The sequence below is a fragment of the Sphingobium chungbukense genome, from assembly GCF_001005725.1.
In the GTDB taxonomy this organism is placed as follows: Bacteria; Pseudomonadota; Alphaproteobacteria; order Sphingomonadales; family Sphingomonadaceae; genus Sphingobium; species Sphingobium chungbukense.
The window spans coordinates 853,104-874,744 of sequence record NZ_LBIC01000001.1 but is presented as its reverse complement, the minus strand read 5'-3'; the positions used below and the strand labels follow the sequence as shown (position 1 = coordinate 874,744).

34 protein-coding genes are annotated in these 21,641 nt (G+C 62.3%); 30 read left to right on the top strand and 4 right to left on the bottom strand.

The genetic code is table 11. From position 1 onward, the window contains the following. Window positions 1-11: 11 nt before the first annotated feature. Both YP76_RS04380 and YP76_RS26465 read right to left on the bottom strand, forming a co-directional pair. Window positions 12-542: a hypothetical protein gene (locus YP76_RS04380; protein ID WP_157035647.1), complete on the bottom strand. Its 531-nt coding sequence runs from the start codon at window positions 540-542 to the stop codon at window positions 12-14. Between the two features lie 22 nt (window positions 543-564). Then, window positions 565-1,467 carry a S24 family peptidase gene (locus YP76_RS26465; protein ID WP_157035646.1) on the bottom strand — a complete coding sequence of 301 codons (903 nt, stop codon included), beginning with the start codon at window positions 1,465-1,467 and terminating at the stop codon, window positions 565-567. Between YP76_RS26465 and YP76_RS29205 the strand changes: the two genes are divergently transcribed. The 14 genes from YP76_RS29205 to YP76_RS04310 all read left to right on the top strand — a co-directional run bounded on the left by YP76_RS29205 (window position 1,396) and on the right by YP76_RS04310 (window position 10,699). Further along, window positions 1,396-1,590, top strand: coding sequence for a hypothetical protein (locus YP76_RS29205; RefSeq protein ID WP_408640421.1), 195 nt, complete (start codon window positions 1,396-1,398; stop codon window positions 1,588-1,590). The two genes, YP76_RS26465 and YP76_RS29205, sit on opposite strands and share 72 nt — an antisense overlap. A gap of 110 nt (window positions 1,591-1,700) precedes the next feature. Beyond that, the gene (locus tag YP76_RS04365) at window positions 1,701-2,105 is read left to right on the top strand and encodes a hypothetical protein (RefSeq protein WP_232307439.1); all 405 of its coding nucleotides are present in this window, start codon (window positions 1,701-1,703) and stop codon (window positions 2,103-2,105) included. A 40-nt stretch (window positions 2,106-2,145) separates the two neighbouring features. Next, entirely contained in the window at window positions 2,146-4,815 is a 2,670-nt protein-coding gene (locus tag YP76_RS04360; protein ID WP_084733016.1) for a DNA methyltransferase, read from the top strand. A 79-nt stretch (window positions 4,816-4,894) separates the two neighbouring features. Then, window positions 4,895-5,314 carry a hypothetical protein gene (locus YP76_RS04355; protein WP_046762323.1) on the top strand — a complete coding sequence of 140 codons (420 nt, stop codon included), beginning with the start codon at window positions 4,895-4,897 and terminating at the stop codon, window positions 5,312-5,314. 22 nt (window positions 5,315-5,336) lie between these two features. Then, complete coding sequence (locus YP76_RS04350; RefSeq protein ID WP_046762322.1) at window positions 5,337-6,260, top strand: DUF2303 family protein; 924 nt, start codon at window positions 5,337-5,339, stop codon at window positions 6,258-6,260. Window positions 6,261-6,264: 4 nt separating this feature from the next. Continuing rightward, window positions 6,265-6,840, top strand: a complete 576-nt coding sequence (locus YP76_RS04345; RefSeq protein WP_046762321.1) for a hypothetical protein — start codon at window positions 6,265-6,267, stop codon at window positions 6,838-6,840. Between the two features lies 1 nt (window position 6,841). Beyond that, window positions 6,842-7,027, top strand: coding sequence for a hypothetical protein (locus YP76_RS04340; protein ID WP_046762320.1), 186 nt, complete (start codon window positions 6,842-6,844; stop codon window positions 7,025-7,027). Further along, entirely contained in the window at window positions 7,027-7,632 is a 606-nt protein-coding gene (locus YP76_RS04335; RefSeq protein ID WP_046762319.1) for a hypothetical protein, read from the top strand. Before YP76_RS04340 ends, YP76_RS04335 begins: the two co-directional genes overlap by 1 nt. After that, on the top strand, window positions 7,632-8,042 hold the full coding sequence (locus YP76_RS04330) for a VRR-NUC domain-containing protein (protein WP_046762318.1): 411 nt from the start codon (window positions 7,632-7,634) through the stop codon (window positions 8,040-8,042). The genes YP76_RS04335 and YP76_RS04330 overlap by 1 nt, the downstream gene beginning before the upstream one ends. Next, complete coding sequence (locus tag YP76_RS26845) at window positions 8,039-8,725, top strand: helix-turn-helix domain-containing protein (protein WP_198147415.1); 687 nt, start codon at window positions 8,039-8,041, stop codon at window positions 8,723-8,725. The genes YP76_RS04330 and YP76_RS26845 overlap by 4 nt, the downstream gene beginning before the upstream one ends. Then, window positions 8,688-9,230, top strand: a complete 543-nt coding sequence (locus tag YP76_RS04325) for a hypothetical protein (protein ID WP_084733014.1) — start codon at window positions 8,688-8,690, stop codon at window positions 9,228-9,230. The genes YP76_RS26845 and YP76_RS04325 overlap by 38 nt, the downstream gene beginning before the upstream one ends. Then, window positions 9,227-9,427: a helix-turn-helix domain-containing protein gene (locus YP76_RS04320; RefSeq protein WP_046762316.1), complete on the top strand. Its 201-nt coding sequence runs from the start codon at window positions 9,227-9,229 to the stop codon at window positions 9,425-9,427. Before YP76_RS04325 ends, YP76_RS04320 begins: the two co-directional genes overlap by 4 nt. Further along, a complete protein-coding gene (locus tag YP76_RS04315; RefSeq protein WP_046762315.1) occupies window positions 9,424-9,615 on the top strand; it encodes a hypothetical protein in 192 nt (63 codons plus the stop codon). Before YP76_RS04320 ends, YP76_RS04315 begins: the two co-directional genes overlap by 4 nt. Before the next feature lie 55 nt (window positions 9,616-9,670). After that, entirely contained in the window at window positions 9,671-10,699 is a 1,029-nt protein-coding gene (locus YP76_RS04310; RefSeq protein WP_232307438.1) for a hypothetical protein, read from the top strand. 100 nt (window positions 10,700-10,799) lie between these two features. On the opposite strand, the gene YP76_RS26460 is transcribed toward YP76_RS04310, so the two are convergent. Then, the gene (locus tag YP76_RS26460) at window positions 10,800-11,498 is read right to left on the bottom strand and encodes a DUF4145 domain-containing protein (protein ID WP_052757287.1); all 699 of its coding nucleotides are present in this window, start codon (window positions 11,496-11,498) and stop codon (window positions 10,800-10,802) included. Between YP76_RS26460 and YP76_RS28115 the strand changes: the two genes are divergently transcribed. From YP76_RS28115 to YP76_RS04230, 16 genes are all read left to right on the top strand, one after another. Then, the gene (locus YP76_RS28115; protein WP_198147413.1) at window positions 11,485-11,700 is read left to right on the top strand and encodes a hypothetical protein; all 216 of its coding nucleotides are present in this window, start codon (window positions 11,485-11,487) and stop codon (window positions 11,698-11,700) included. The two genes, YP76_RS26460 and YP76_RS28115, sit on opposite strands and share 14 nt — an antisense overlap. Then, the gene (locus YP76_RS26840; protein ID WP_084733012.1) at window positions 11,675-12,040 is read left to right on the top strand and encodes an HNH endonuclease; all 366 of its coding nucleotides are present in this window, start codon (window positions 11,675-11,677) and stop codon (window positions 12,038-12,040) included. The genes YP76_RS28115 and YP76_RS26840 overlap by 26 nt, the downstream gene beginning before the upstream one ends. A gap of 61 nt (window positions 12,041-12,101) precedes the next feature. Then, window positions 12,102-12,572, top strand: a complete 471-nt coding sequence (locus YP76_RS04295; RefSeq protein ID WP_046762314.1) for a hypothetical protein — start codon at window positions 12,102-12,104, stop codon at window positions 12,570-12,572. Between the two features lie 8 nt (window positions 12,573-12,580). After that, entirely contained in the window at window positions 12,581-12,883 is a 303-nt protein-coding gene (locus YP76_RS04290; RefSeq protein WP_046762313.1) for a hypothetical protein, read from the top strand. Continuing rightward, complete coding sequence (locus YP76_RS04285; protein ID WP_046762312.1) at window positions 12,880-14,397, top strand: terminase large subunit; 1,518 nt, start codon at window positions 12,880-12,882, stop codon at window positions 14,395-14,397. The genes YP76_RS04290 and YP76_RS04285 overlap by 4 nt, the downstream gene beginning before the upstream one ends. 11 nt (window positions 14,398-14,408) lie before the next feature. Further along, on the top strand, window positions 14,409-15,719 hold the full coding sequence (locus tag YP76_RS04280) for a phage portal protein (protein ID WP_046762311.1): 1,311 nt from the start codon (window positions 14,409-14,411) through the stop codon (window positions 15,717-15,719). Beyond that, entirely contained in the window at window positions 15,712-16,707 is a 996-nt protein-coding gene (locus tag YP76_RS04275) for a head maturation protease, ClpP-related (protein ID WP_198147412.1), read from the top strand. The genes YP76_RS04280 and YP76_RS04275 overlap by 8 nt, the downstream gene beginning before the upstream one ends. A gap of 16 nt (window positions 16,708-16,723) precedes the next feature. After that, window positions 16,724-18,091: a phage major capsid protein gene (locus YP76_RS04270; protein WP_084733010.1), complete on the top strand. Its 1,368-nt coding sequence runs from the start codon at window positions 16,724-16,726 to the stop codon at window positions 18,089-18,091. 87 nt (window positions 18,092-18,178) lie between these two features. After that, window positions 18,179-18,427, top strand: coding sequence for a hypothetical protein (locus tag YP76_RS04265; RefSeq protein ID WP_046762310.1), 249 nt, complete (start codon window positions 18,179-18,181; stop codon window positions 18,425-18,427). Between the two features lie 24 nt (window positions 18,428-18,451). Continuing rightward, entirely contained in the window at window positions 18,452-18,976 is a 525-nt protein-coding gene (locus tag YP76_RS04260; protein ID WP_052757286.1) for a head-tail connector protein, read from the top strand. After that, window positions 18,973-19,299, top strand: coding sequence for a phage head completion protein (locus YP76_RS04255; protein ID WP_046762309.1), 327 nt, complete (start codon window positions 18,973-18,975; stop codon window positions 19,297-19,299). Before YP76_RS04260 ends, YP76_RS04255 begins: the two co-directional genes overlap by 4 nt. Further along, the gene (locus YP76_RS04250) at window positions 19,299-19,727 is read left to right on the top strand and encodes an HK97-gp10 family putative phage morphogenesis protein (protein ID WP_046762308.1); all 429 of its coding nucleotides are present in this window, start codon (window positions 19,299-19,301) and stop codon (window positions 19,725-19,727) included. The genes YP76_RS04255 and YP76_RS04250 overlap by 1 nt, the downstream gene beginning before the upstream one ends. Before the next feature lie 3 nt (window positions 19,728-19,730). After that, on the top strand, window positions 19,731-20,150 hold the full coding sequence (gp17, locus tag YP76_RS04245) for a tail completion protein gp17 (RefSeq protein ID WP_046762307.1): 420 nt from the start codon (window positions 19,731-19,733) through the stop codon (window positions 20,148-20,150). 1 nt (window position 20,151) lies between these two features. Beyond that, complete coding sequence (locus YP76_RS04240; protein ID WP_046762306.1) at window positions 20,152-20,610, top strand: phage tail tube protein; 459 nt, start codon at window positions 20,152-20,154, stop codon at window positions 20,608-20,610. After that, complete coding sequence (locus tag YP76_RS04235) at window positions 20,610-21,017, top strand: hypothetical protein (protein WP_046762305.1); 408 nt, start codon at window positions 20,610-20,612, stop codon at window positions 21,015-21,017. The genes YP76_RS04240 and YP76_RS04235 overlap by 1 nt, the downstream gene beginning before the upstream one ends. Before the next feature lie 47 nt (window positions 21,018-21,064). Beyond that, complete coding sequence (locus tag YP76_RS04230; protein WP_046762304.1) at window positions 21,065-21,271, top strand: hypothetical protein; 207 nt, start codon at window positions 21,065-21,067, stop codon at window positions 21,269-21,271. On the opposite strand, the gene YP76_RS04225 is transcribed toward YP76_RS04230, so the two are convergent. Beyond that, complete coding sequence (locus YP76_RS04225) at window positions 21,268-21,633, bottom strand: hypothetical protein (RefSeq protein WP_046762303.1); 366 nt, start codon at window positions 21,631-21,633, stop codon at window positions 21,268-21,270. The two genes, YP76_RS04230 and YP76_RS04225, sit on opposite strands and share 4 nt — an antisense overlap. Window positions 21,634-21,641 lie beyond the last annotated feature (8 nt).

The following is a 21,641-nucleotide window of genomic DNA, read 5'->3' as shown; positions in this document are numbered from 1 at the left end:
ATCCAGTGCCCCTATTGAACGAACGCGGTGTCCTCGCAAATGGCCGCCGTCTTGTAAATTGCATTGGCCGCGCCCGTTACGTCGACGTCGATCTCCGCAAGATCATTGTCATACGTAAGAAATTGCGCACGAAACCGCTTTGGTGACGAGATCGCCAGCCCCTTCAATAGGTCCGTGGCCTTGTTACCGATTATCGACGCTGCTTTGCCATCGTAATATGGGGAAGGCAAATCCTGAGCCGGAGCATCGTCAAGCCGGTATTTCGCTCCGTGAACTCGCGACGAAATCCGGTCGCTACCAAGATATTTCGGGGTAAAGAAGGTGAGATACAGCGACCCCAGGCCGGGCTTGTCACACTTGACGGCTAAGAACCCATCAGCGCCCAGTTTGGTATGGGTTATCCCTCGCTTCGTGTCAGAAAAGCCATCGATAACGGTTTCCACTTCCCACGCGCCCACCATCTCGCCTGGCTTTGACCCAAGTGAAGCACTCGCCGATCCGGACGAGGCCGCCAGCAGCGCAGCGATTATAACCTTCTTCATGCCCACCCCCTTGAATTTAGCCCTAATGTCGACGTCCAGACCAAACCACCCGACCAATGATCCGCACATCCTCGGCTGATACGAGCTTCGCTCCATGTATCGGATTATCGGAGATGATCTCGACCTTACCTTCTGCCGCTGGCCGCAACCGCTTAACCGCACCGGCGCCATAGAGGCTGATTGCCCAGATACGATCCATCATGTTGAGCTTAGTCTGCGTGGTGTCGATGACCAGCGTGTCGCTGTCGAGAAGGGTCGGCTGCATACTGTCCCCGGCACCGTGCGCGACGATAAGGCGCGTTGACGGTGCCCGGCTAATTGCACGCAGCTGATTGGGATCGAACCCGATCTCCGATTCCTCGAAATAGTCGTCGAGATTGGTGCCGTCACCCATTGCGAAGCCGAGGTTGATTTGCTTGAGCATCACCATGCCGTCGCCGTCTGCGACCCCCCGCGTCGGCGGAATGTCGGGATGGACGGTCGGACCTTGACGGATCGACGGCCGGCCAGCCGTGGCAAGCCATTCCCGCGCAGCCAACAGCTCAGCCGCTTTGAACTGCCGTTCGCCTTTCTTCACCTTGGAAATTTTGTTCTCTTCCAGGCCGAGCGCCACTGCTAGGTCGCGCTGGCGCAATTTCAGATCGTCCAGCACGCGAAAGATGTCCGCCGCTTCAGCGCTCAGATGGGCGTAAGGGTCCATGGGGCTATTGAACCCGAACTTGCGACTATCGCAATCGCGATTATCGCAACTTTCCGCTTGCGATTGACTTCCGATTATCGCATATAAATCCTCATGCTCACCGATGCCGATATTATCATCGACGGTTTGGGCGGAACGAGCGCCGTCGCCAAGATGGTGAAGTCCCCCACATCCACCGTCCACAGCTGGCGCAAGAACGGCATTCCCGCTGCGCGCCTCGATCATATGAAGCTCGCTGCCAAGAAGGCTCGCAAGCCTTGGCCGTCGGTTTCCCATGCCCATTCCTCCGCTTGCGATGCCGTCCCGGCCGGCGATGCACGCTCGGTTGCCGAGAGGATTTCTGCCTGATGTCTGCGTGCTGTGATTATGGAACCTCTCTACGCGCAGGCGCGCCCAGCGTGTTGGGTAAGTCGGTGCGTCTCACACAGAATTCTTATCGCGAGGCGGTCAGCCAGACGGTGAGCGCGCTTGCCGCACCGGAAGGGCTGACGGATCAGGACATGGCCGATCTGCTCGGCAACTCCGCTGCGTCGGTCGGCAATGCCCGGAACAAGAAGGGCGACCTGAGCGCCGTTGCCATGCTGAGCATCGGCAAGGCGTTCGGCCCGGAGAGCCTGAACACCATCCTGTCGCTGATCGGCGCGAAGGCGGTCCCGGCGACTGCCGTGTGCTGCGAGAACGTCGGCCATATCCCGCTGAAGATCGCGGAGGCTCTGCCCCTGCTGATTGCGCTGCTGTCGGACGGCGATTGCTGCGACAGCGACGTTCTGAAGCTCGAAGCGGCTGGCGTCATCGACGAAATTATCAAGGCGGCCAGTGTGCTGGAACGCCGCCGCAACGAGGTCCGGCTTCGGGCCGTCTGAAACTGAAACCGAGCGGGCGCGACACGCCCTGGAGTGAACCATGACCGACGCGAACGGCGCGGCGCTGGCGATGGCCAGTTCCGCGAGCGATGCTCTGCATCCCGATTACCTGGCTTTCCTTGAGGCGAAAATCCCGCTGGCCCTGCCCGCAGGTTTCCCCTGCGACCTCGATGAGGTGCCGACGCATCTCTCCGACGGCCGTCCCATGAAGGAGCATGTCCGCCATATCGTCCGTTGGGCGGTCGAAGGCGGACGGCGCGCGTTGTTCGAGAGCTTCGGCCTTCACAAGACGATGCAGCAATTGCTGATCGGCAGCATCATCTGCCGCAAGGCGAATTGCTGGGGCATCATCATCCTGCCCCTGAACGTCCGCCGCGAGTTCATTCGCGACGCGGCGCTGCTCGATATTCCGGTTGCGTTCGCTCAAGCCGATGCGGAGATCGACGCGATCCTGAGCGAGGCGGCGCTTCGGTGCCAGCCGCGCGGCCGCCCGCTCATACTGACCAATTACGAGAGCGTCCGCGAGGGGAAGATCGACATCAGCCGGTTCGGCTGGGCCAGCCTCGATGAAGCGGACGTTCTGCGCTCCTTCGGGTCGAAGACCTATCAGGAGTTCCTGCCGCTGTTCGAGCAGGTTCCCTATCGGCACGTCGCCACCGCGACGCCGGCGCCGAACCGCTACAAGGAGATGATCCATTATGCGGGGTTCCTCGGCATCATGGACACCGGGCAGGCCCTGACCCGCTTCTTCCAGCGCAACAGCGAGAAGGCGGGCGACCTGACGCTCTATCCGCATAAGGTCGATGAGTTCTGGATTTGGGTGAATAGCTGGGCCGTCTGCATCCAGCGCCCCAGCGACCTGGGCTTTTCCGACGAAGGATATGACCTGCCGCCCATCACCGTGCGCTGGCATAGCGTGCAGGCTGACATTGCCAGCAACGAGATCGAGAGCAACGGCCAAGGCCGCCTGATCCGGGATAGCGCGATGGGCGTTGTCGGCGCATCGCGCGAGAAGCGCAGGACCATCGACGCGCGCATCGAGAAGGTGGCCGAAATCATCGCCGCCGCGCCGAGCGATCATTTCATCGTCTGGCACGACCTCGAAGATGAGCGCCGGGCGATCGAGGCCGCCCTGCCCGCTTGCGAGACGGTCTACGGCGCGCAGAAGCTGGATGAGCGCGAGGAGATCGTCACCCGCTTCGCAGACGGGAAGCTGCAGATGATCGGCGCGAAGCCGGTCATGCTGGGCGGCGGCGTCAACCTGCAGCGTCACTGCCACCGCGAAATCTTCGCCGGCGTCGGCTTCAAGTTCCGCGATTTCATCCAGGCGATCCACCGCGTTCAGAGGTTCGGGCAGGAATTCCCTGTCGAGATCGACATCATCCATGCCGAGACGGAAACGGAGGTCGTCCGCGAATTGCAGGAGAAGTGGGCGCGCGACGATGAGTTTCGCGTCACCATGTCGGACCTGATCCGCCGCTATGGTCTCAACCATGGCGCCGCGGCGGAGGCGGTGAAGCGCTCGATCGGCTGTGCCCGGCAGGAGGCGAGCGGTACCGGCTGGACGTTGGCGCACAATGATTGCGTCGCCGAGGCGGAGCGCCTGGCGGACAATTCGCTGGACCTGATCGTCACCTCGATCCCGTTCAGCAACCACTATGAATATACGCCGAGCTATAACGATTTCGGCCATACCGACGACGATGCGCACTTTTTCGCGCAGATGGACTTCCTGACGCCGCAACTGCTTCGCGCGCTCGCGCCCGGCCGGTTGGCGTGCATCCACGTCAAGGACCGGATCCTGTTCGGCTCCGTCACCGGCGAGGGCGTGCCCACGGTCAATCCGTTCCATGCCAAATGCATCGAACATTACATGCGCCACGGCTTCCAATTCATGGGCATGATCACGGTCGTCACCGACGTCGTGCGCGAAAACAACCAGACCTATCGCCTCTCCTATAGCGAGATGCTCAAGGACGGCACGAAGATGGGCGTGGGCAGCCCTGAATATGTGCTGTTGATGCGCAAACCGCAGAGCGATCGGAGCCGCGGCTATGCCGACACGCCCGTAGCCAAGTCCGCTGATGATTATAGCCTCGCCCGCTGGCAGGTCGACGCGCATGCCTTCTGGCGGTCGAGCGGCGAGCGCCCGCTGACCATCCCCGAATTGTGGGAGGTTGAAGAGCGCTTCGCCCATATGGCGACCGGCAAGATCGTGAAGCGCTTTCGCGAAGAGACGCGCGACCTGATCTACAGCTTCCGTTCGCATGTCGAGATTGGCGAGCAAATTGAGGAGCGCGGCGCCAACGATCAGCGCGGCCATCTGCCACGCACCTTTATGGCCCTGGCGCCGGGCAGCCATCACCCGGACGTCTGGGACGATGTGGTTCGCATGCGGACGCTCAACGCCCAGCAGGTGCAGAAAGGCCGCGAGAAGCATGTCTGCCCTCTTCAATTCGACATCGTTGATCGCCTGATCGAGCGGTACTCGGCCAAGGGCGACCTGGTTTACGATCCGTTCTGCGGCCTGGGCACCGTCCCGATGCGGGCCATCCTGTCCGGCCGCCGTGGCGCAGGCAGCGAACTGAACCCCGATTATTGGGCGCACAGCGTCGCTTATCTGCGCGAAGCCGAGGACCAGATGGCTGTGCCGTCGCTCTTCGACCTCATCGATCTGGAAGAGGATCAGCCGACGGAGCGCGCCGCATGACGCCCTCCCCCTTTTCAGTTCGGCAGGATCAGCAGGGCCTGCCCCTTTCCACCAACACGCCTGCTCAAGGAGAAAAGAAGTGACCGACGCTGCCTATCAGCCGGGCGATCCGAACGGACCGCGCCGCGCCGCGGACGGCGGGCATGTGCCCGGCGCCTGCAACACCATGGGCGAGTTCATCCGCTCGCTCGAAGACGGCCAATTCGACGCTGATTGCTATGAGCAGATCAAGGATCTGTCGGCGGCGCTCGCCGAGCACGCCTGGCGCAATGGCGGCAAAGCCAAGGGCAAGGCCACCATCACGATCGATTTCACCCAGGACGGCGGCCTGACCGAGATCAAGGCCAAGTTCAAGGTCGCAAAGCCCGAAGACCACCGCGCCAAATCGGTGATGTGGCGGACGGAAGACAACCGCTTCACCCGCACCCAGCCCAACCAGCAGCAGCTTTTCGGCATCCGCGATGTGAGCGGCCCGGCCGAGCGCCCCCGCGACTACTGATCCACCACAGGAGAATAAGACCATGGATATTGACGAACTGAAGGGGCCGATTGGCGAGGCCCGCGATCTGGTCGAGGCTTACGTCAAGCCGGTGATCCAGACTATCACCGAACCCGGCACCAGCATCGCCGCGCCCTTCGCTATGACGCCCGGCGGCGCGCTGGTGATCCCTGCCTGCTCTTTCGACGATTATCGCGCGCAGCCCGTCCGCCGCACCGGCACTGCCGAACTGACCTCGCTCGACAGCCTGATCGCTCACGCGCTGCGCTTCAAGGACGAGGACAGCGCCATCTTCGCGAGCGACGACCGGAAGGCTCCCGCTCTGACCGTCGTGCTCGACTATCACCGCATCGGCGCCGAAAGCGATCCGCGCTTCGGGAAGCATAAGGCGCACTTCGCGTTCCCGCTGTCCGACGAATGGAAGGCTTGGACCGAGCAGAACGGCGAGGCGCTGAAGATGGTCGAGTTCGCCGAGTTCCTCGAAGACCGGATCATCGACGTCCTCTATATCATCCCTGAAGAGGACGAGCTTTCCGACGACCTGCAAAAGTTCATCAACGCGGGCGGCGGTGAAGCCACGATCGCCACGCCGCAGCGGCTGGTCGAACTGGCGCGCGGACTTCAGGTGCATGAAAGCTCGGCGGTGCGGGAAGTCCGCAACCTGTCGACGGGCGAGGCTCAGATCAGCTTCACCTCGGAGCATACCGACGCCAACGGCGAGCCGCTGCGCATCCCGGGCCTGTTCTTGATCGGCATCCCTGTCTTCCGCAACGGCCCGATCTACCGCATCGCCGCGCGGCTCCGCTACCGCAAGACCCCGACCGGCGTCGTGTTCTGGTATGACCTGTGGCGGACGGATCGCGTGTTCGACCACGCCTTCAAGGAAGCGTGCCAGCGCGCCGAGATCGAAACCGACCTGCCCCTGTTCTTCGGCAAGCCGGAATAATCCGATGAAGCACCGGGAGCATTCGTATCGCAACGGCGTGATGGGTCGGCGGCTGGAAACACGGCCGGGCGTGGGTTCACCCTCGGCCACCGCGTTCATTCAGTGCAGCCGCTGCCCGCACGAGGGTTCGCTGAAGCTGAGCGTGCGGATGCCCCCGGAGCAGATCGACAAGAAATTCACGCAGGCTGGCTGGGCGCTCGATCCGCACATCTGCCCCGGCTGCCGCACCAAGGCCAACGAGAGGAAAGCCATGTCGGCCAAACCTTCGCCCGACGCCATGCGCGCTCAGGCTCAGATGTTCCACCTGCTCCAGACCCATTTCGACCCGAACAAGGGCGCCTTCGCCGACGGCTGGGATGATGCCCGCATCGCCGCCGATACCGGCCTCAATGTCGATTTCGTCATAGGGTATCGGGAAACCTGCTTCGGGAAGCTGAAGGAGCCCGAGGAGGTGCAGGCCCTGCGCAGCGACATCGCCGCGCTGGAGAAGCTGCATCAGGAGACGTCCGCCTCCTTCCTCTCCGAGATCACCACGCTGAAGCAGCAGCTGGGCGCCATCAGCGCCAAGTGGGTGTTCTGAGATGGGCGCGCTCTATATCCGCGCCCGGCTGGTGAACGCCTATCGCCGGATCTTCCCGCACCCCGCCGTCATCGCCAAGCGCGAGCGGCGCCGGGTGGCGACGAAGGCCGCCGTCAGCACGAAGCGCCGCGACCACGCCGCCATCATGGCCATGGCCGAACTCCTCCGCAGCGAGGTGCGCGGCTGATGGGCGCGACATTCCTATGCGAAGGCGGCTGCGGCCGGGAGATTGAGGAAAGGCCGCGCCGTAAGACGCGGTTTTGCCGTTCCTGCTGTGGCCGCATCTTCGGCAGCAATCCCGAGCGTGCGAAGAAGTCGAGCGCGGCAATGAAACGCCTGATGGCCGACCCGTCGTTCAAGGCTGCCCATGTCGAACGCACCAGCGCCGCTCTTCGCGAGAAGGCCGCCAACGACCCGGCCGAGGCTGAGCGTCGCCGCGAATCCGGCCGGGCACTGTTCCGCACCGGCCTCGGCCATGCTGCCCAGCCGCCCGGCTCCGAGGCCCGGATGCGGGTCGGACGGATGACGACCGAGCGCCATCTGAGCTGGTGCCCGGAGCATCTGCGCGGCCTCTATCGCGATCTGACCAAGAGCAAGGGCTATTTGGCTGCCGATGCCCGGCAGGTGATCGAAGCCGAGATGGAACGGGAACGGGCAAACCGTGGCCGCCGCCTCAGCTTCGACGAGCAGCTGCGCCGCGTGCAGAACGGTGCCCGTCTCGTCAGCAAGTTCGAGCCCCGCGCCGCGGACCATGGCTTCACCTTGGGCGGCGTCGCCTCGGGGCTCATCTGATGACGCGCGCCTGGTATATCCAGCCCGCGCGGAAGAGCGGCAAGCGTACCGGCGGCATGGCCGAACGGCCGGTGCAGCGTGGCGCTATCCGTCTGCTCGCCATGCAGGGCATTGAAGCCGTGCATGTGCCCAACGGCACGCATCTGGCGGGCGACCGGCTGGCGCGCATCAAGCAGATGGCTGCCCTGCGCGCCGACGGCCTGCGTCCCGGTTTCCCCGACCTGATCCTTTTCGGCAAGCAACCGCTCCAGATCGGCTTCATCGAGGTGAAGCGCGAGGTCGGGAACGAGTTGTCTGAGGATCAGGAAGACTGGCGTGACGACCTGATCGAGCGCCGCTTTCCCTGGGCCATGATCCGCCAGCCTGAAGAGGCCCTCGTCGCCGTGCGCGAATGGGGGTGGATCAAGTGAGCGTCCGCCTCATGTCGCTCGTCTGGGAACTTGACCTGCCACCTGGCGAAAAGCTGGTGCTGCTGGCTCTTGCCGATCAGGCGAACGACGACGGCCTGCAATGCTGGCCAGCCGTATCGACGATAATGAAGCGCTCTGGGCAAGGTGAGCGCACCGTTCGGCGTGCCATCGTGGATTTGGAGAGGAAGGGGCATCTGACCCGCAAGATGCGGGACGGAAACAGCACGCAATACCATGTTCACCCCGGCCAATCCGGCACCCCTGCCAAATCGGCACCCCTGCCAAAAGCGACAGAAACCCCTGCCAAATTGGCACCCAAACCATCAAGAACCACCAAGGATAAACAAACACAGGGCGCGCATGTGCTGCCCGATGATTGGTGCCCGAGAGACTTTGGCCTGAAAACGAAAAGCCGGGAGATCGTCGACGGCTGGCCGCCCGGCGAACTGGAAAGCCAAGTCGAGCACTTCACCGCGCACCACCGAAGCAAAGGCTCGAAATTCAAGGATTGGCAGGACGCTTGGTCGACCTGGGTGCTGAACAGCAGACGATTTGGAGGACGCAATCATGGAAACGATCGGTCGGGCGGCTCTTACCGTCATCAACGGGGGGATGGATTCCTCAATGCACTCCGAGAAGCAGCTGATGTCCAAGCCGGACATCCGTTTGCCGGAAACGGTTGAGGAGTGCTTTGCGCTGAAGGTCTGGGCCGATGCCCAAGATGATCGCCCTGCCCCTGCCTCGCCGCTCCAGATCACCAAACATCTGACCTTCATGGCTGCGACCCTGCCGAGCAAATCCACGGATGATGAAAGCGGCAAGATGCGGGTGGCAGTCTATTCGAAGATCCTCGGCGCCTACAGCAACGAAGCGTTGGCCTACATGGCGCGCCGGGCCTGCTCCGAGATGCAATGGTTTCCGACGCCGCGCCAGTGCCTCGAACTCGTGCGGCAGTATCAGCCGCCCGTCAGCGAAAAGGTCGAAGCGCTCGCGCTGTGCCATCGCTTCTGGGAAGGCAAGTTCGACGATTTCATTTTCGAGCTGGAGCAGGGCATCGCCCAGCAGGAGATGATCGACGCCGCACCGCTCAACTGGCGCAAAATCGCAATGGAGCGCGGATTTCTTCGGTGGGTGCCGGAAGGCGACCGCTACATGATCCGCCATAAGCTCGTCGGAGCAACCGCATGAACATCAAAGCCGCCCGCCGTTCGTCCGGCCTGACCCGCGCTGCATGGGCGAAAGCCTTGGGCGTCAATGTCTCCGTGACCAAGCGGTGGGAGAAAGCGCCTGACGCGCCATATCACCGCGCACCGACCGAGCGCCGCATCATCGCCATAGAGCAGCTGCTGACCCGGCAGGGCATCAACCTGGCGGAGGTGGCGTGACCCAGTTCGCGGTCTTCTCGATCCATGTCCCGGCCGTCGAACTGGTCGGGGACGGATACACGCACGACGGCAAGCACATCATCCGCATGGGCGAGCCCCTGCATGTCGCTGACAGCAGGGAAGAAGCGGAAGAGTGGCGGGCGGCGCGGAAGGCCCAGCCGCTGGCGCCGCGCTCGTTCGAGCAGTAGAACAGGCAGAGAACGGAGTTACGAGGACATGGCGGACAAGCCGAAATTTGAAACTGTGAATCGGCTGGGCGAAGTCTTCGAGGGCGGCAGCCCGGCCGAAGCGCGCTCGGCGATGATCGCTGCGGCGCGGCAGGCGCTGATTGATGATGCGGCGAGGGAGCCCGCACGCGTGACCGCGCTCAATGCCCGCTTGGCGCGCATCGACGCGGCCCGCAAGCGTGAGCGCCAGCGCATCGACCATCTCGTCCTTGGCCTGCCGCGCCCTATCGAGCGCGTCACCGAGGGCAAGCGGAAAGGCCGCAGCAAGCCGAAGTTGATCGAACGGCCGATGCGGCTGGAGCCAGGCATCGAGGAGGCCATGCAGGTTCGGGAAGCGTGGGGCCACAAGGTCAACGGCACGCCCGAAACGTGGGAGCGCTCGACGCGCACGCACGACGGATCTCTCGTCCAGTTGCATCGCAACGGCACCATCGATAAGAACCAGCTCGAATGGGCGGCCCAGATCGCGAATGTCTATCGCAGTCTGGAGGCGGACGTCGCGGTCAAGGTCGCCAGTCTGGAGGCGCGCGTCGACCAATCGAAGCATCACGGCGGGCAGGCAGCGGAGAGTGTCTATCGCGTCCGCATGCATCTCGCCTATGGCTATTGGCGCGACATGCTGCCGATGCCCAAGCAGATGGTGCTGGATATGATCGTAGGCGACACCATCGGCTATTCAGTAGCTGCGCATCGCTATCGCGTCCACAAGCGCAAGGCCAAGCGCTTCCTGCTCGACGCGTTGAACCGCTGGCCTATGTGCGTGGCGCATGCCTTCTCTATGGTGGATCGGCGGACAGTCGATGCCCTCAACGCTGGGCAGAAGGTCATGCCGGGGTGGTTGATCGGACCGGCGCGCCGCGGCACCATTAAGGCTGAGCACCCCGCCGTCGCCGCGCTGGAGAGCGCGGACGAGCAGATCACGACCGGCCTCCTCTATGGCATCGACCCCGAGTTCTTGGATGATCGCGGATTGCTGAAGGAATGGAGCGACATAGCTGACATCATCCGCGCTCGCTTTGGTGCTGTGGAAGACGAGGCAGCATAGCAGCCGTTCACTTTTTGGCTTGCAAGTGGCCCCGAAATGTTCCAAAAACGGCCTTGGATAACTCCGCCCGCTGTTGATCTCAGCGGGCGGATTGCTTTTATCAGGCTTCCGCGATTGATCCCGACTGCGATGGCAGTTCGACTGGCTTCCGCGCCCTAATCTGGGCCGGAAGCGTAAACAGATATTTCAGTACGGTATCGATGAAGTTCCGGGCATCCATTAGATCCTCGCGACTGACCCCATCGAGGTCGTGCGCTCCGTCGTTACCAATCACCCGCACTTCATGCGCCCAGTCGCCGACCGCCTCAGGCAGCCGTCGATCCTTGACGAGCCGCTTCAACCTGGCGTCCAGAGAGCCTTTCTCATCGGGGAAGGCTTCCTTTAAACCCAAATCGAGCGCACGCCGATACATCGTTGCAGCCGCTTCTTCACAGTCAGCCATCGTAAGGTTCTTTTCAGCCTGAAGGAACGCACGCTCGACAGTTAGAGGTAAGTTGTCGGGTGCGCTCGGAGCCGCCGGCTTTGGCCAAACATCAACCAATGCGAAGCCAAGCAACTCAAGATTGTTGGCCGGATTGGGCAACTTTGCCACATTCGCCTGATAGGAAGAGGCAGAATTGCCGGCTGGGTTAACTATTTTCAGCGTGGCCGCTACAGGTAGGTGACACTTCCCGCACAATCCTGCCACGGCGGTGTGATGAGATTTCCATCTTTCACCGATTTGCTGACTGAATCCAAAGATGGAGAAGCTCATCTGATCGCTAGCACAGTGGGGACACTTGCTGATGAATACGGCCATTGCCAATCTTTCCGTTGAGCGGGATATGATGAGAGGTGCGGAACAGGACTTGGCATCCGCACTTTCTCGATCATCCCCCGGTGATCGAATCGCTGCCATGCAGTCGATCTATGAAAAGTCATCCGGTCAAGACCGTGAAGCGCTCATAGTTGCCATGATCGCAAGACTGGCTTTGCATGCCCAGTCGTCCACCGAAGGATAAAGTCCTGCCGCGCGAACGCGTCGCGCGTCTGCGCGGTCGTGCTGGGCAGGATCAGCGCAAGCGCAGACTCGCACGCACAGATGGCCTATGCGAGCGCTGCGAAGAGAAGGGCTTCACCGTGTTCGCCACGGTCGTTGACCATATCGATCCGCTGGCCTTGGGCGGCAGCGATGACGATAGCAACACGCGCAACCTCTGCGACGACTGCCACCGCGACGTCACAGCCGAGCAGTTCGGCCATCAGGCGGTCGGCGGCTGCGGCGCGGACGGCCTGCCCCTCGACCCGTCGCACCCATGGAATCGGGGCGCCTCAGGCACCCCCCAGGGGTCAAAAGTCTGAGGTCCCTCGCCTTGGACACCGGCGCCCCCTCAACTTCAATTGCTAATACAGGATTTGCTCTATGGCCCGTCGCCAGCGCGTTGACAGCGCGGCCGGCGCCGTGGCCGTGATGGCGGCGGCGGCGCGCGACCTGTCGCCCCCATCCCATTTAAAGCTCCGTCGCGGCGACAAGCCGTTCTGGGATGCCGTGATTTCTGAGCGCGCCAAGTCCGAATGGACCGATGCTGATCTCGCCGTAGCCGCCAATCTTGCGCGGGCGATGGCGGACGCTGAAAAGGTCGCAGCTTTCTCGGTTGATCGTGGCGGCAATGTGAAGGTGTCCACGATGATGTTGACGATCGAGGCGAGCGACAAGCTGGCCCGTCGGATCGTCACGCTACGGCGGGCGCTGGGGCTCGACAACCGGGCAAAGAACGGGGAACAGCGCGACGTCAACAAGCGGCGCGAGCAGGCGAAAGAGATCGAGGCCGGTCACAACCCGATGGCCTCCGATGACGATGATTTGCTGGCACGGCCCAGCTCGTTGAACTGAGGTGGCCGATGTCGCAACGAGGTATCGGCCGCACAACTCGCCAGCTTGAGCGGCTGCCGGATGGCGGGTTTTTCCTTGTGCCCAACCATTGCATCCGGCGTCACTGTGAAGGTTTGCTTCGCGACTTGGGGCGCGATCCGCGCTCCATCAATATTGTTACGGCCGACTTAGCCGAACGTGGCATCTGGGGCGTGCGCGTCAAAGCGTGGGACGTTGATCACGCCTATTTCGAGGTGGCTGGACGGCGCGGGCAACGCGCATTCGACTGTCTGGGGATGGCCGCCGGTAAGGGGCCATTGTCGCACGAGTGACCCGTGGCGAACGCGTAATCGCGTTCATCCACAAATATTGCCTGGTGCCCGAGGGCAAGCTGGTCGGGAAGCCAATGCGGCTCGACGAGTTCCAGCAGAAGTTCATCCTCGACGTTTACGATAATCCGGCTGGCACCTCCGAGGGCATCCTTTCGATTGCCCGCAAAAATGGCAAGTCCGGCCTGATTGCTGCAATCCTGCTTGCTCATATCGCCGGCCCGGAGGCCCGGCTGAATAGTCAGATCGTCAGCGGCGCCCGGTCGCGAGATCAGGCTGCGCTCGTCTTCAACCTCGCGTCGAAGATGGTCGCCCTGTCCCTCGACCTGACAAAGCTCGTCCGAATCGTGCCATCCGGCAAGCGCCTGATCGGTTTGGCGAAGAACGTCGAATATCGCGCGCTCGCGGCCGACGGCCACACGGCGCACGGTCTTTCGCCTGTCCTCGCCATCCTCGACGAGCTGGGCCAGGTGCGCGGACCGCAGGATGATTTCGTCGAGGCTATAGAGACGGCGTCGGGCGCCTATGACGATGCCCTTCGCCTGATCATCTCGACGCAGGCGCCGACCGATGCCGACATGCTGTCGATCAAGATCGACGACGCGAAGCGGTCGGGCGATCCGAAGATCGTCTGCCATGTCTATGCGGCCGAGCCTGATTGCGACGTTCTGGACCCGGCGGCACATCGCGCGGCCAATCCGGCGCTGGGCACGTTCCGCTCTGAGGTGGAATTGCTCGCGGCAGCCGAGAAGGCGGCGCGCATGCCGTCCGCCGAAAATGGGTTCCGCAACCTCTACCTCAACCAGCGGGTCAACCGGTTCTCGCCTTTCATTTCGCCGATGGTGTGGTCGGAGGGCAGCGGCCCGATTGATGAGGAAGCCTTCCTTACCGGGCCGGTCTATGGTGGCCTCGACCTGGCAGAGACGACGGACCTTTGCGCTTTTGTGCTGATCGCGAAGGGGAAGGACGGACGGTGGCACGTTAAAGCGTGGTTTTGGAAGCCAGAGGCCACTGTCGCCGATCACGCGAAGCGCGACCGCGTTCCGTATGATCTTTGGGTAAAGCAAGGGCTGATCGAAACGACGCCCGGCGTTGCAGTCGATTATGAATTCGTCGCCGCCAAGATCGGCGGCATCTGCAACGGACTGGATATCGCGAAGATCGGTTTCGACCGGTATCGCTTCAAAACGCTTGAAACCCAGATGGGAAAGCTCGGCATCAAGTTGCCATTCGAGCCATTCGGCCAAGGGCATGTCTCCATGGCCCCGGCGATGGACGTCACGGAAATCGCGTTTCTGAACAAGCAGGTCGTGCATGGCGGTAATCCCGTCATGACGATGTGCGCCGCGAACGCCGTCGTCGAAAAAAATGCGGCCGGCGATCGGAAGCTGAACAAGGCCAAGTCGACCGGTCGCATCGACGGGATGGTCGCTATGGTGATGGCCATGGGCCAGATCGCGCTCGAAGAGCAGAAAAAGCCGTCTGTCTACGCCAAGCGCGGAATTATCAGGGTTTGAAAGGGGGTCGAATGGGATTTCTCGACCGCCTGTTTGGCCGCGACATGGCGGCATCCCCGGAGCCTTCAGCAGCTCCGACTGTCCAGCGCATCGCCCGTCCGGCTGCATATGACACCTTGGACATGGACAGTCCGGCTCTAGCCGAGTTTCTGAAGAGTGGCCGAGAGTCCACCGCAGGCGTGAGCGTCAGCGAAAGTATGGCCCTGCGTAACAGCACGTTCTTTCGGGCCGCCCATTTGATCGCCAGCGCCATGGGGATGCTGCCTACCCACCTGATGAGGCGGACGGTCGACGCCAACGGGAAGGAGACTATCGCGAAGGCCAAAGATCATGCGCTCTATCGCATCCTGCACAAGCGACCGAATCAGTATCAGACCGCGCTCGAATTCAAATCGTATATGCAGCTTCTCGCGCTGCTCGATGGCAATGCTTATGCGCTGATCATCCGCGGCATTGTGCGGGGCAAGCTCAACCAGGTCATCGCCTTGGTTCCGCTCAAGCGCAACTCGGTGACCCCGAAGCTTTCCGATGATTTCAAGCTTACGTTTGAATATCGCCGTCCCTCTGGCGGGACCGTGGTTCTTCAGCCGCAAGACGTCTTTCACTTCCGGCACCCGATCACCCGAGACGGTCTGAAGGGCGTCAATCTTATCGACATGGCCGTGAACGCCATTGGCATCGCCGCGCAGGCTGAGAAGGCCGCTGGCAAGGTGCTGAAGGGCGGCGTTATGGCGGGCGGCGCCCTTGAAACGGATGCGACGCTCGGTCCGGAAGCGATCGTCGAATTGAAAAATAGCATGCGGGAGCGCCAGGCCGATGGCGACGCCGCAGGCGAATGGCTGGTGCTGGAGGAAGGACTGAAGGCAAAGCCCTTCATGACCTCCGCCAAGGACGCTCAGTTCGATGAGATGCGGAAGCGGCAGGCTGAGGAGGTCTCGCGATTCACTGGCGTGCCGCGTCCATTGCTGATGTTCGATGAGACAAGCTGGGGCAGCGGGATCGAGCAGCTGGGTTTGTTTTTCGTCACCTACTGCCTGATGCCTTGGTTCGTCGCCTGGGAGCAAGCTATCGAACGCTCCTGTCTGACCATCGAGGAACAGGACGCAGACGAGCTTTACGTCAAATTCAACGAGGGGGCGCTGCTGCGCGGATCTCTGAAGGATCAGGCCGATTTCTTCGCCAAGGCCTTGGGACCGAACAACGCCTATCGAACCCCGGATGAAGTCCGTGCGGCGTTCGATCTCAATCCTATCCCCGGGGGCGACCAACTCCCGGCCTCGTCCGCTACTTCGACCAAGCCCAAGGAACCCGTCGATGAGTGACCATTCTCGCGCGCCCGGCCGCCCCCCGGCGGTGCGAACGCTGAACGACAGGCCGATGCCGGGCCGTCCAATCTTCGATCAACGCGCGCATCTGCCTCGCTCGATCGCGGGCGGCGTCAAGTCTCGCGAGCGCCCTGGCGCGCTACCTATCCCGGCGGAGCGGGGCGTTTCTGCTTTCACCCCGTCACCGGTTCTCGATCGTTGGAACGCAGACGCGGCTGGCGTGCGCCCGGCAGCGCTCGAATCGGGCGATAACGTCATCACCATGTTCGACATCATCGGCGAGGATTGGTGGACCGGCGGCGGCGTGACTGCAAAGAAAGTCGCCTCGCAGCTTCGGGCAATCGGTGATCGCCCTGTCGAGGTCCAGATCAACAGCCCCGGCGGCGATATGTTCGAGGGCCTCGCCGTCTACAATGTGCTCCGCGAGCATCCGCAGCCGATCACCGTCAAGGTAATGGGCATGGCTGCATCGGCGGCGTCTATCATCGCAATGGCTGGCGACACCATCCAGATCGGTGCGGCGTCGTTCATCATGATCCACAATTGCTGGGTCGTCGCCATGGGCAATCGGCACGACATGGCCGAAGTCGCCGCGTTTCTTTCGCCGTTCGACCAGGCGATGGCCGATGTTTACGCCCAACGCACAGGTCAGAAGGCCGCAGATTGCGCCAAGTGGATGGACGACGAGACCTATATGTCGGGGTCCATTGCCATCGACCGCGGCTTCGCCGACGAACTGCTCGCCGCTGACCAGACCAAAGTCGACGAAAAGGCGAAAGCTTCCGACGCATCGGTGAACGAAATCCGCGCAATGGAGCTGGCGCTTGTCGCCGGCGGCGCGACGCGCAGCGACGCACGCGCACGCATCAACAAGATCAAGGGCACGCCCGGCGCTGCCCTCGACCCTGCCGACACGCCTGGCGCTGGCGGCGATTCCGAACTGAAGGCTTCGATCGAGAAGCTCACTCAGTCTTTCCGCAGCTAAAAGCCACGAGGCATATATGAAGATGTTTCTGAAAACCGCCCTGTCGGCGGTGGCGACCCTGTTCGCCCTCCCCCTGCGCGCCGCACCGTCGGACGCGGAAAACTTCTCCCTGACCGCGCCTGTCATCCCCGCTCTGCCGCGGGCGATCATCGCCTCCAGCATCCGCGCGGATGTCACCGGCGACACCAAAGCCATGATCGCCGCGCTCCAAGGCGCATTCGACGAATTCAAGACGGCGAACGACGAGCGCCTGAAGTCCAAAGTCGATGACACGGTGGTCAACGACAAGCTGGGCAAGATCAACGAGACGATGAGCTCGCTGGAGGCCGCGATCAACGAGCAGGCCGCTCAGATCGCCGCGGCTAAGCTTGGCGGCGGCGACCTTCCGGCACTGGCCGACCCGGAATATTCGAGCCTGTTCGCTTCGTATATGCGCGAGGGCTCCCGCGATCAGGAGGAGCAGATGAAGGCTGCCCATCGGACCGGGCCGCGTGCGGCGATGACCGAGGGCACCGCAGCGGACGGCGGTTACACCACGCCGATCGAATGGGACCGTTCGATCACCGGCCGCCTGAAGCTGATCAATCCGATTCGGTCCGAGGCAACCGTGCAGTCGATCAGCACCTCGGGTTTCACGAAGCTGTTCACCGATCGCTCGCTCGGCTCCGGTTGGGTCGGTGAAACGGCGTCGCGTCCTGCTACCAGCACGCCGCAGTTCACCTCGCTCGATTTCGGCCTGGGCGAAATCTATGCGAACGCGGCGGCCTCGCAGCGCCTGCTCGACGACAGCGAGATCAACATCGAGCAGTGGCTCGTTGGCGAGATCGAAACCGAGTTCGCGCGTCAGGAGGCTATCGCCTTTCTGTCGGGCGACGGCACCAACAAGCCGTTCGGGCTGCTGAGCTATGTGACCGGTGCGGCTGCCGCAGCGCGTCATCCCTGGGGCGCAATTGAGGCGTTGAATAGCGGTGCGGCTGCCGCATTTACCTCCGATGGCTTGATCGGCGCGGTCTATGGCCTGCCGGCGGCATATGAGCCCAACGCCAAGTTCTTCCTCAACCGCTCCTCGCTGGGCGCCGTCCGGAAGTTGAAGGATGGTCAAAACAACTATATCTGGCAGCCCACCTACGTCGCCGGTCAGCCGTCGACGCTGCTGGGCCGCCCGGTGGTCGATGTTCCCGACATGCCCGATGTCGCAGCCGGCAACATCGCAGCGTTGTTCGGCGATATGGCCGAAACCTATCTGGTCATCGACCGGATCGGCGTGCGCGTCCTGCGCGATCCTTACACCAACAAGCCGTTCATCTGCTTCTATGTCACGAAGCGAGTGGGCGGCGGGGTCAAGAATCCCGACGCCATGAAGGCCATCAAGATCTCGGCGTAACCCATTGTCTCCGGGCCGGTCGTCAGCCGGCCCGGTTGATCGAAGCGGCGCCATTTCGCCGTTTCGGTCAACCCCAGGAGGATCATCATGACCACGAAGAAGACCGAGGCGGAAAAAGCCGCCGAGGCGCAAGCGAACGTATCGCCCGCGACCGAGATCGATGCCTCGGGCGCTCCGCAGCAGATCGTTCCGGACGTCGATTTGGAGCATCCGGCCGTCGATAATGACCCACGCGCCGGGACGACCGTCGAGCAGAACAAGATCGATTTCAACGACCCGACGCTCTCCGGTCGGGAAGCGGTCGAAAAGAACCTCGCCGAGCAGGCGAAGAAGTAAGCCGGAATCGGCAGGGAGCTGCGCATGGCCGAGCCTATCGACCTCGACACCGCAAAGGCGCAGCTCCGCATACTTTCTGACGATGAGGATGGCGTCGTTACCAGTGCCATCATCGATGCGCGCGGGTGGATTGAAGATTATACCGGCCTGATTTTGACGCGTCGGTCAGTCACGGAGGTCATCAGCGGCTTTGACGCCGTGCTGTCGACCTGGCCCATCGTCTCGATCGATGCTGTCGACTATGTCGATGTTGAGGGCGCCGACCAAGCGTTGCCCGATACCGAATATTTCGCTCAGATCGCGAAGCGCCCCGCCCGTCTGTCAGCGGCAGCGTGGCCCCGCCTGCTGACCGGCAGCACTGTCGCTGTCACCATGACGGCCGGTTTTGCTACGCCGGATGCAATCCAACTTTTCTCGCCGAACATCATGCGCGCCATGCGCATCCTAGTGGCTGGTTTTTTCAACGATCGGGAAACGGGCGGCCTTGCTGGAGACGTCGAGGTAGCCGCGAAACGGCTTTGCCGAAGCCTCAAACGGTGGACACTATGAAGGCCAGCCCGCGCAATCGGCTGATCACGATCGAGCGGGACACCCCGACGCGTAACGACCTCAATGAACCGGTGCCGGATTGGTCGGAATATTGTCGGGAATACGCGGCGGTATTCTTCGGCACCGGCACCGAACAGCGGGATGCAGCCCAAGCGACTGGAACGCAAGCCGCGAGCTTTGAAGTCCTGTCGAACAACAAAACCAGGGCTATCCGATTGACCGATCGCATCCAGTTTGATGGCGGAGCATGGGACATTCGATCCATCGCGCCCATCGGTTTGAATGCAGGCGTCAAGATCAACGCCGTCAGGATTGTGCCGTAATGGCGCGCCGTTCCGTTTCTCGCTTGGAGGGCTTTCGCGAGGCCTCGCGCCAGCTCAACGAGATGAGCAAGGCGATGGCAAGGAATGTCGGCAAGCGCGCCCTGGCGGACACAGCTGAGATTCTCGCGCGCGGCGTTCGCCAGAACGTAGGCCCCCACAACCTAACCGGCGATACCTATGAGAGCGTCGACGTAGAGCCCGCGAAGCAAAGGCGGGGCGTTGCCGTTCAGGTCGTCCTCGCTGACATCGCGGGCGTAGAATTGGAATTTGGCAACAGTGCTCAGACCGCCACCCCTGTTTTCCGTCCGGCCGTCGATTCGAACAGGCAGAAGATGGATGACACCTTCGCTGTGCTGCTCCCGATCGAGGTCGACGCAGCCGTGATCCGCAAGGCCAAGCGCGCAGCGCGCAAGGCTGCGAAAGGGTAGCCCATGGATTTCTATGGCGGGGTCACGACCCGGCTGCTGACCGATCCGGCTGTCAGCTGCATTGTGGATCAGCGCGTGAATTGGGGGCTCAGGCCGCAGGGAGAGCTGCTGCCTGCTGTGACGCTGCAAGTCGTATCTGATCCACGCCCCGTTCATTTGAAAGGCTTCGACGGCGCGCGAGCGACGCGGCTGCAATGCGACTGCTGGGCAGAGACAATGATGCAGGCTCTCGCGCTCGCCCGCGCCGTTATCGCGGTCCTGAAAAATCCTGCCACCGTGTCGGGCAAGAAATTCGGCAACGCTCTGGTCGATGGCCAGCGCGATCTTGGCGAAACCGTCGGATCGGGCGGAGACGCGCAATCCAGCGGCACCTTCATCCACCGCCAATCGGTGGATTTCATCGTTTGGCATCGAGGAGATTAAAATGGCGGAAACGCAGGAGGCCACTGTTGGCTATATGGGGGAGGTCTGGCTGAACGACGGCACGGCCCTCTATGAACTCAATCAGGTCAAGTCGTTTCAGATCCCGGGCGGCGGCGAGCGTGATCAGGTCGAAACCACGCATCTGAAATCGCCCAACTGGCGCCGCGAATATGTCAGCACCTTCTATGCCGACAGCGATTTCGAGGTGACGCTGAACAGCCGCCCGCTTTCGACCACCGACACGTTGCTCGAAGCGGCGCGCCAGGCCGGCGACGTTCGCGATATGAAGGTCGTTTTGCCGGAAGACGGCGCGCCGGTCGCGCAGATCGCCCTGACCGCGAAATGCATCAACTATGAGCGCGGCGAGGTGACGCCCGATGGCGTGATGGAGGCGACCGCAACTTTCCGCGTCGTGACGATCGAAGAGGTCGAGGCCTATGAGGCGCCGGTCGGCCCGTAATGTCGAACATCGGAAAGGGGGAGGCCTCCTTCACGGCCTCGGGCAAAACCTATCGCCTTGTCATGGACCTGAACGCTTATGCGGAAGCCGAAGAGGCTACCGACATGGATCTGGATTCGTTGCTCAAAGCGGTCTCGCCCCAGATCGATCCGGCGACCGGCCTTGTCGTGAAGCAGCCGCGCATCAAACATCTGGGCGCTCTGCTCTTCGGCGGCCTTCAAGCGCATCATCCCGACACCAGCCGCGCCGAGGCTAATCGGCTGCTCGGAAACGAGGGTGCTGGCGAGGCACTGGCGAAGGCGATGCAAGCATCCATGCCGAAGCCGGACGCGAGTGCGGAGGGAAAGGTGCGCGCGAAGCCTGGGACTGGGACAAAGCCCAAGAAAACTGGGCAGCGGAGGGGCTAGACCCTTCCGCCTTCTGGTCGCAGACTTTCCGCTCCTACGAGAATGTGATGCGCGGCCGGGCGCGCGGTAACAAAGAGCGGATCATCATTCTCGCGCACCAAACTGAAGCGATGGCTCGGCAGAAGATCCTGCGAGACGCCGCCTATTACATCAAGAAGAGCGAGGGGCGGTCCAATAAGTCCGGCGCCATGGGAGTGCTTGCGATGATGCAGGCGTTCAAGGCCCGACAGGATGCAGCGAAGAAGGCCGATTAAGCGGCCTTCAGGCACTGGGCATAAGGGGCATAGTCCTTTTCGGGGTTCTTCGATTTCCCGCCCACGCCGCGCACAGTCAGATGGGTGCTTTCGCCTTGCCGGATGATGTCGGCAACGGTGAAGACGATGTTCCCGAACTGCCCTCGAACATTCAATGCCACCGAAAGGCCAGCATCGATCGGGTCGGTCGTCACCAGCCCCGCCCGGCCCTGCCGCATGAACGCGGCAACGCAGTCAGCGACGTCCCGAACAGGCCGGACGCTCGATCCCTCGAACGCAATCGGCTTCTCGCGGACTTCGGCGGTTGAAACGCACCCTCCCAGGAGGGCGAGCGGCAGAATCGTGGCGGTCAGGTAGCGCATAGCCCCGA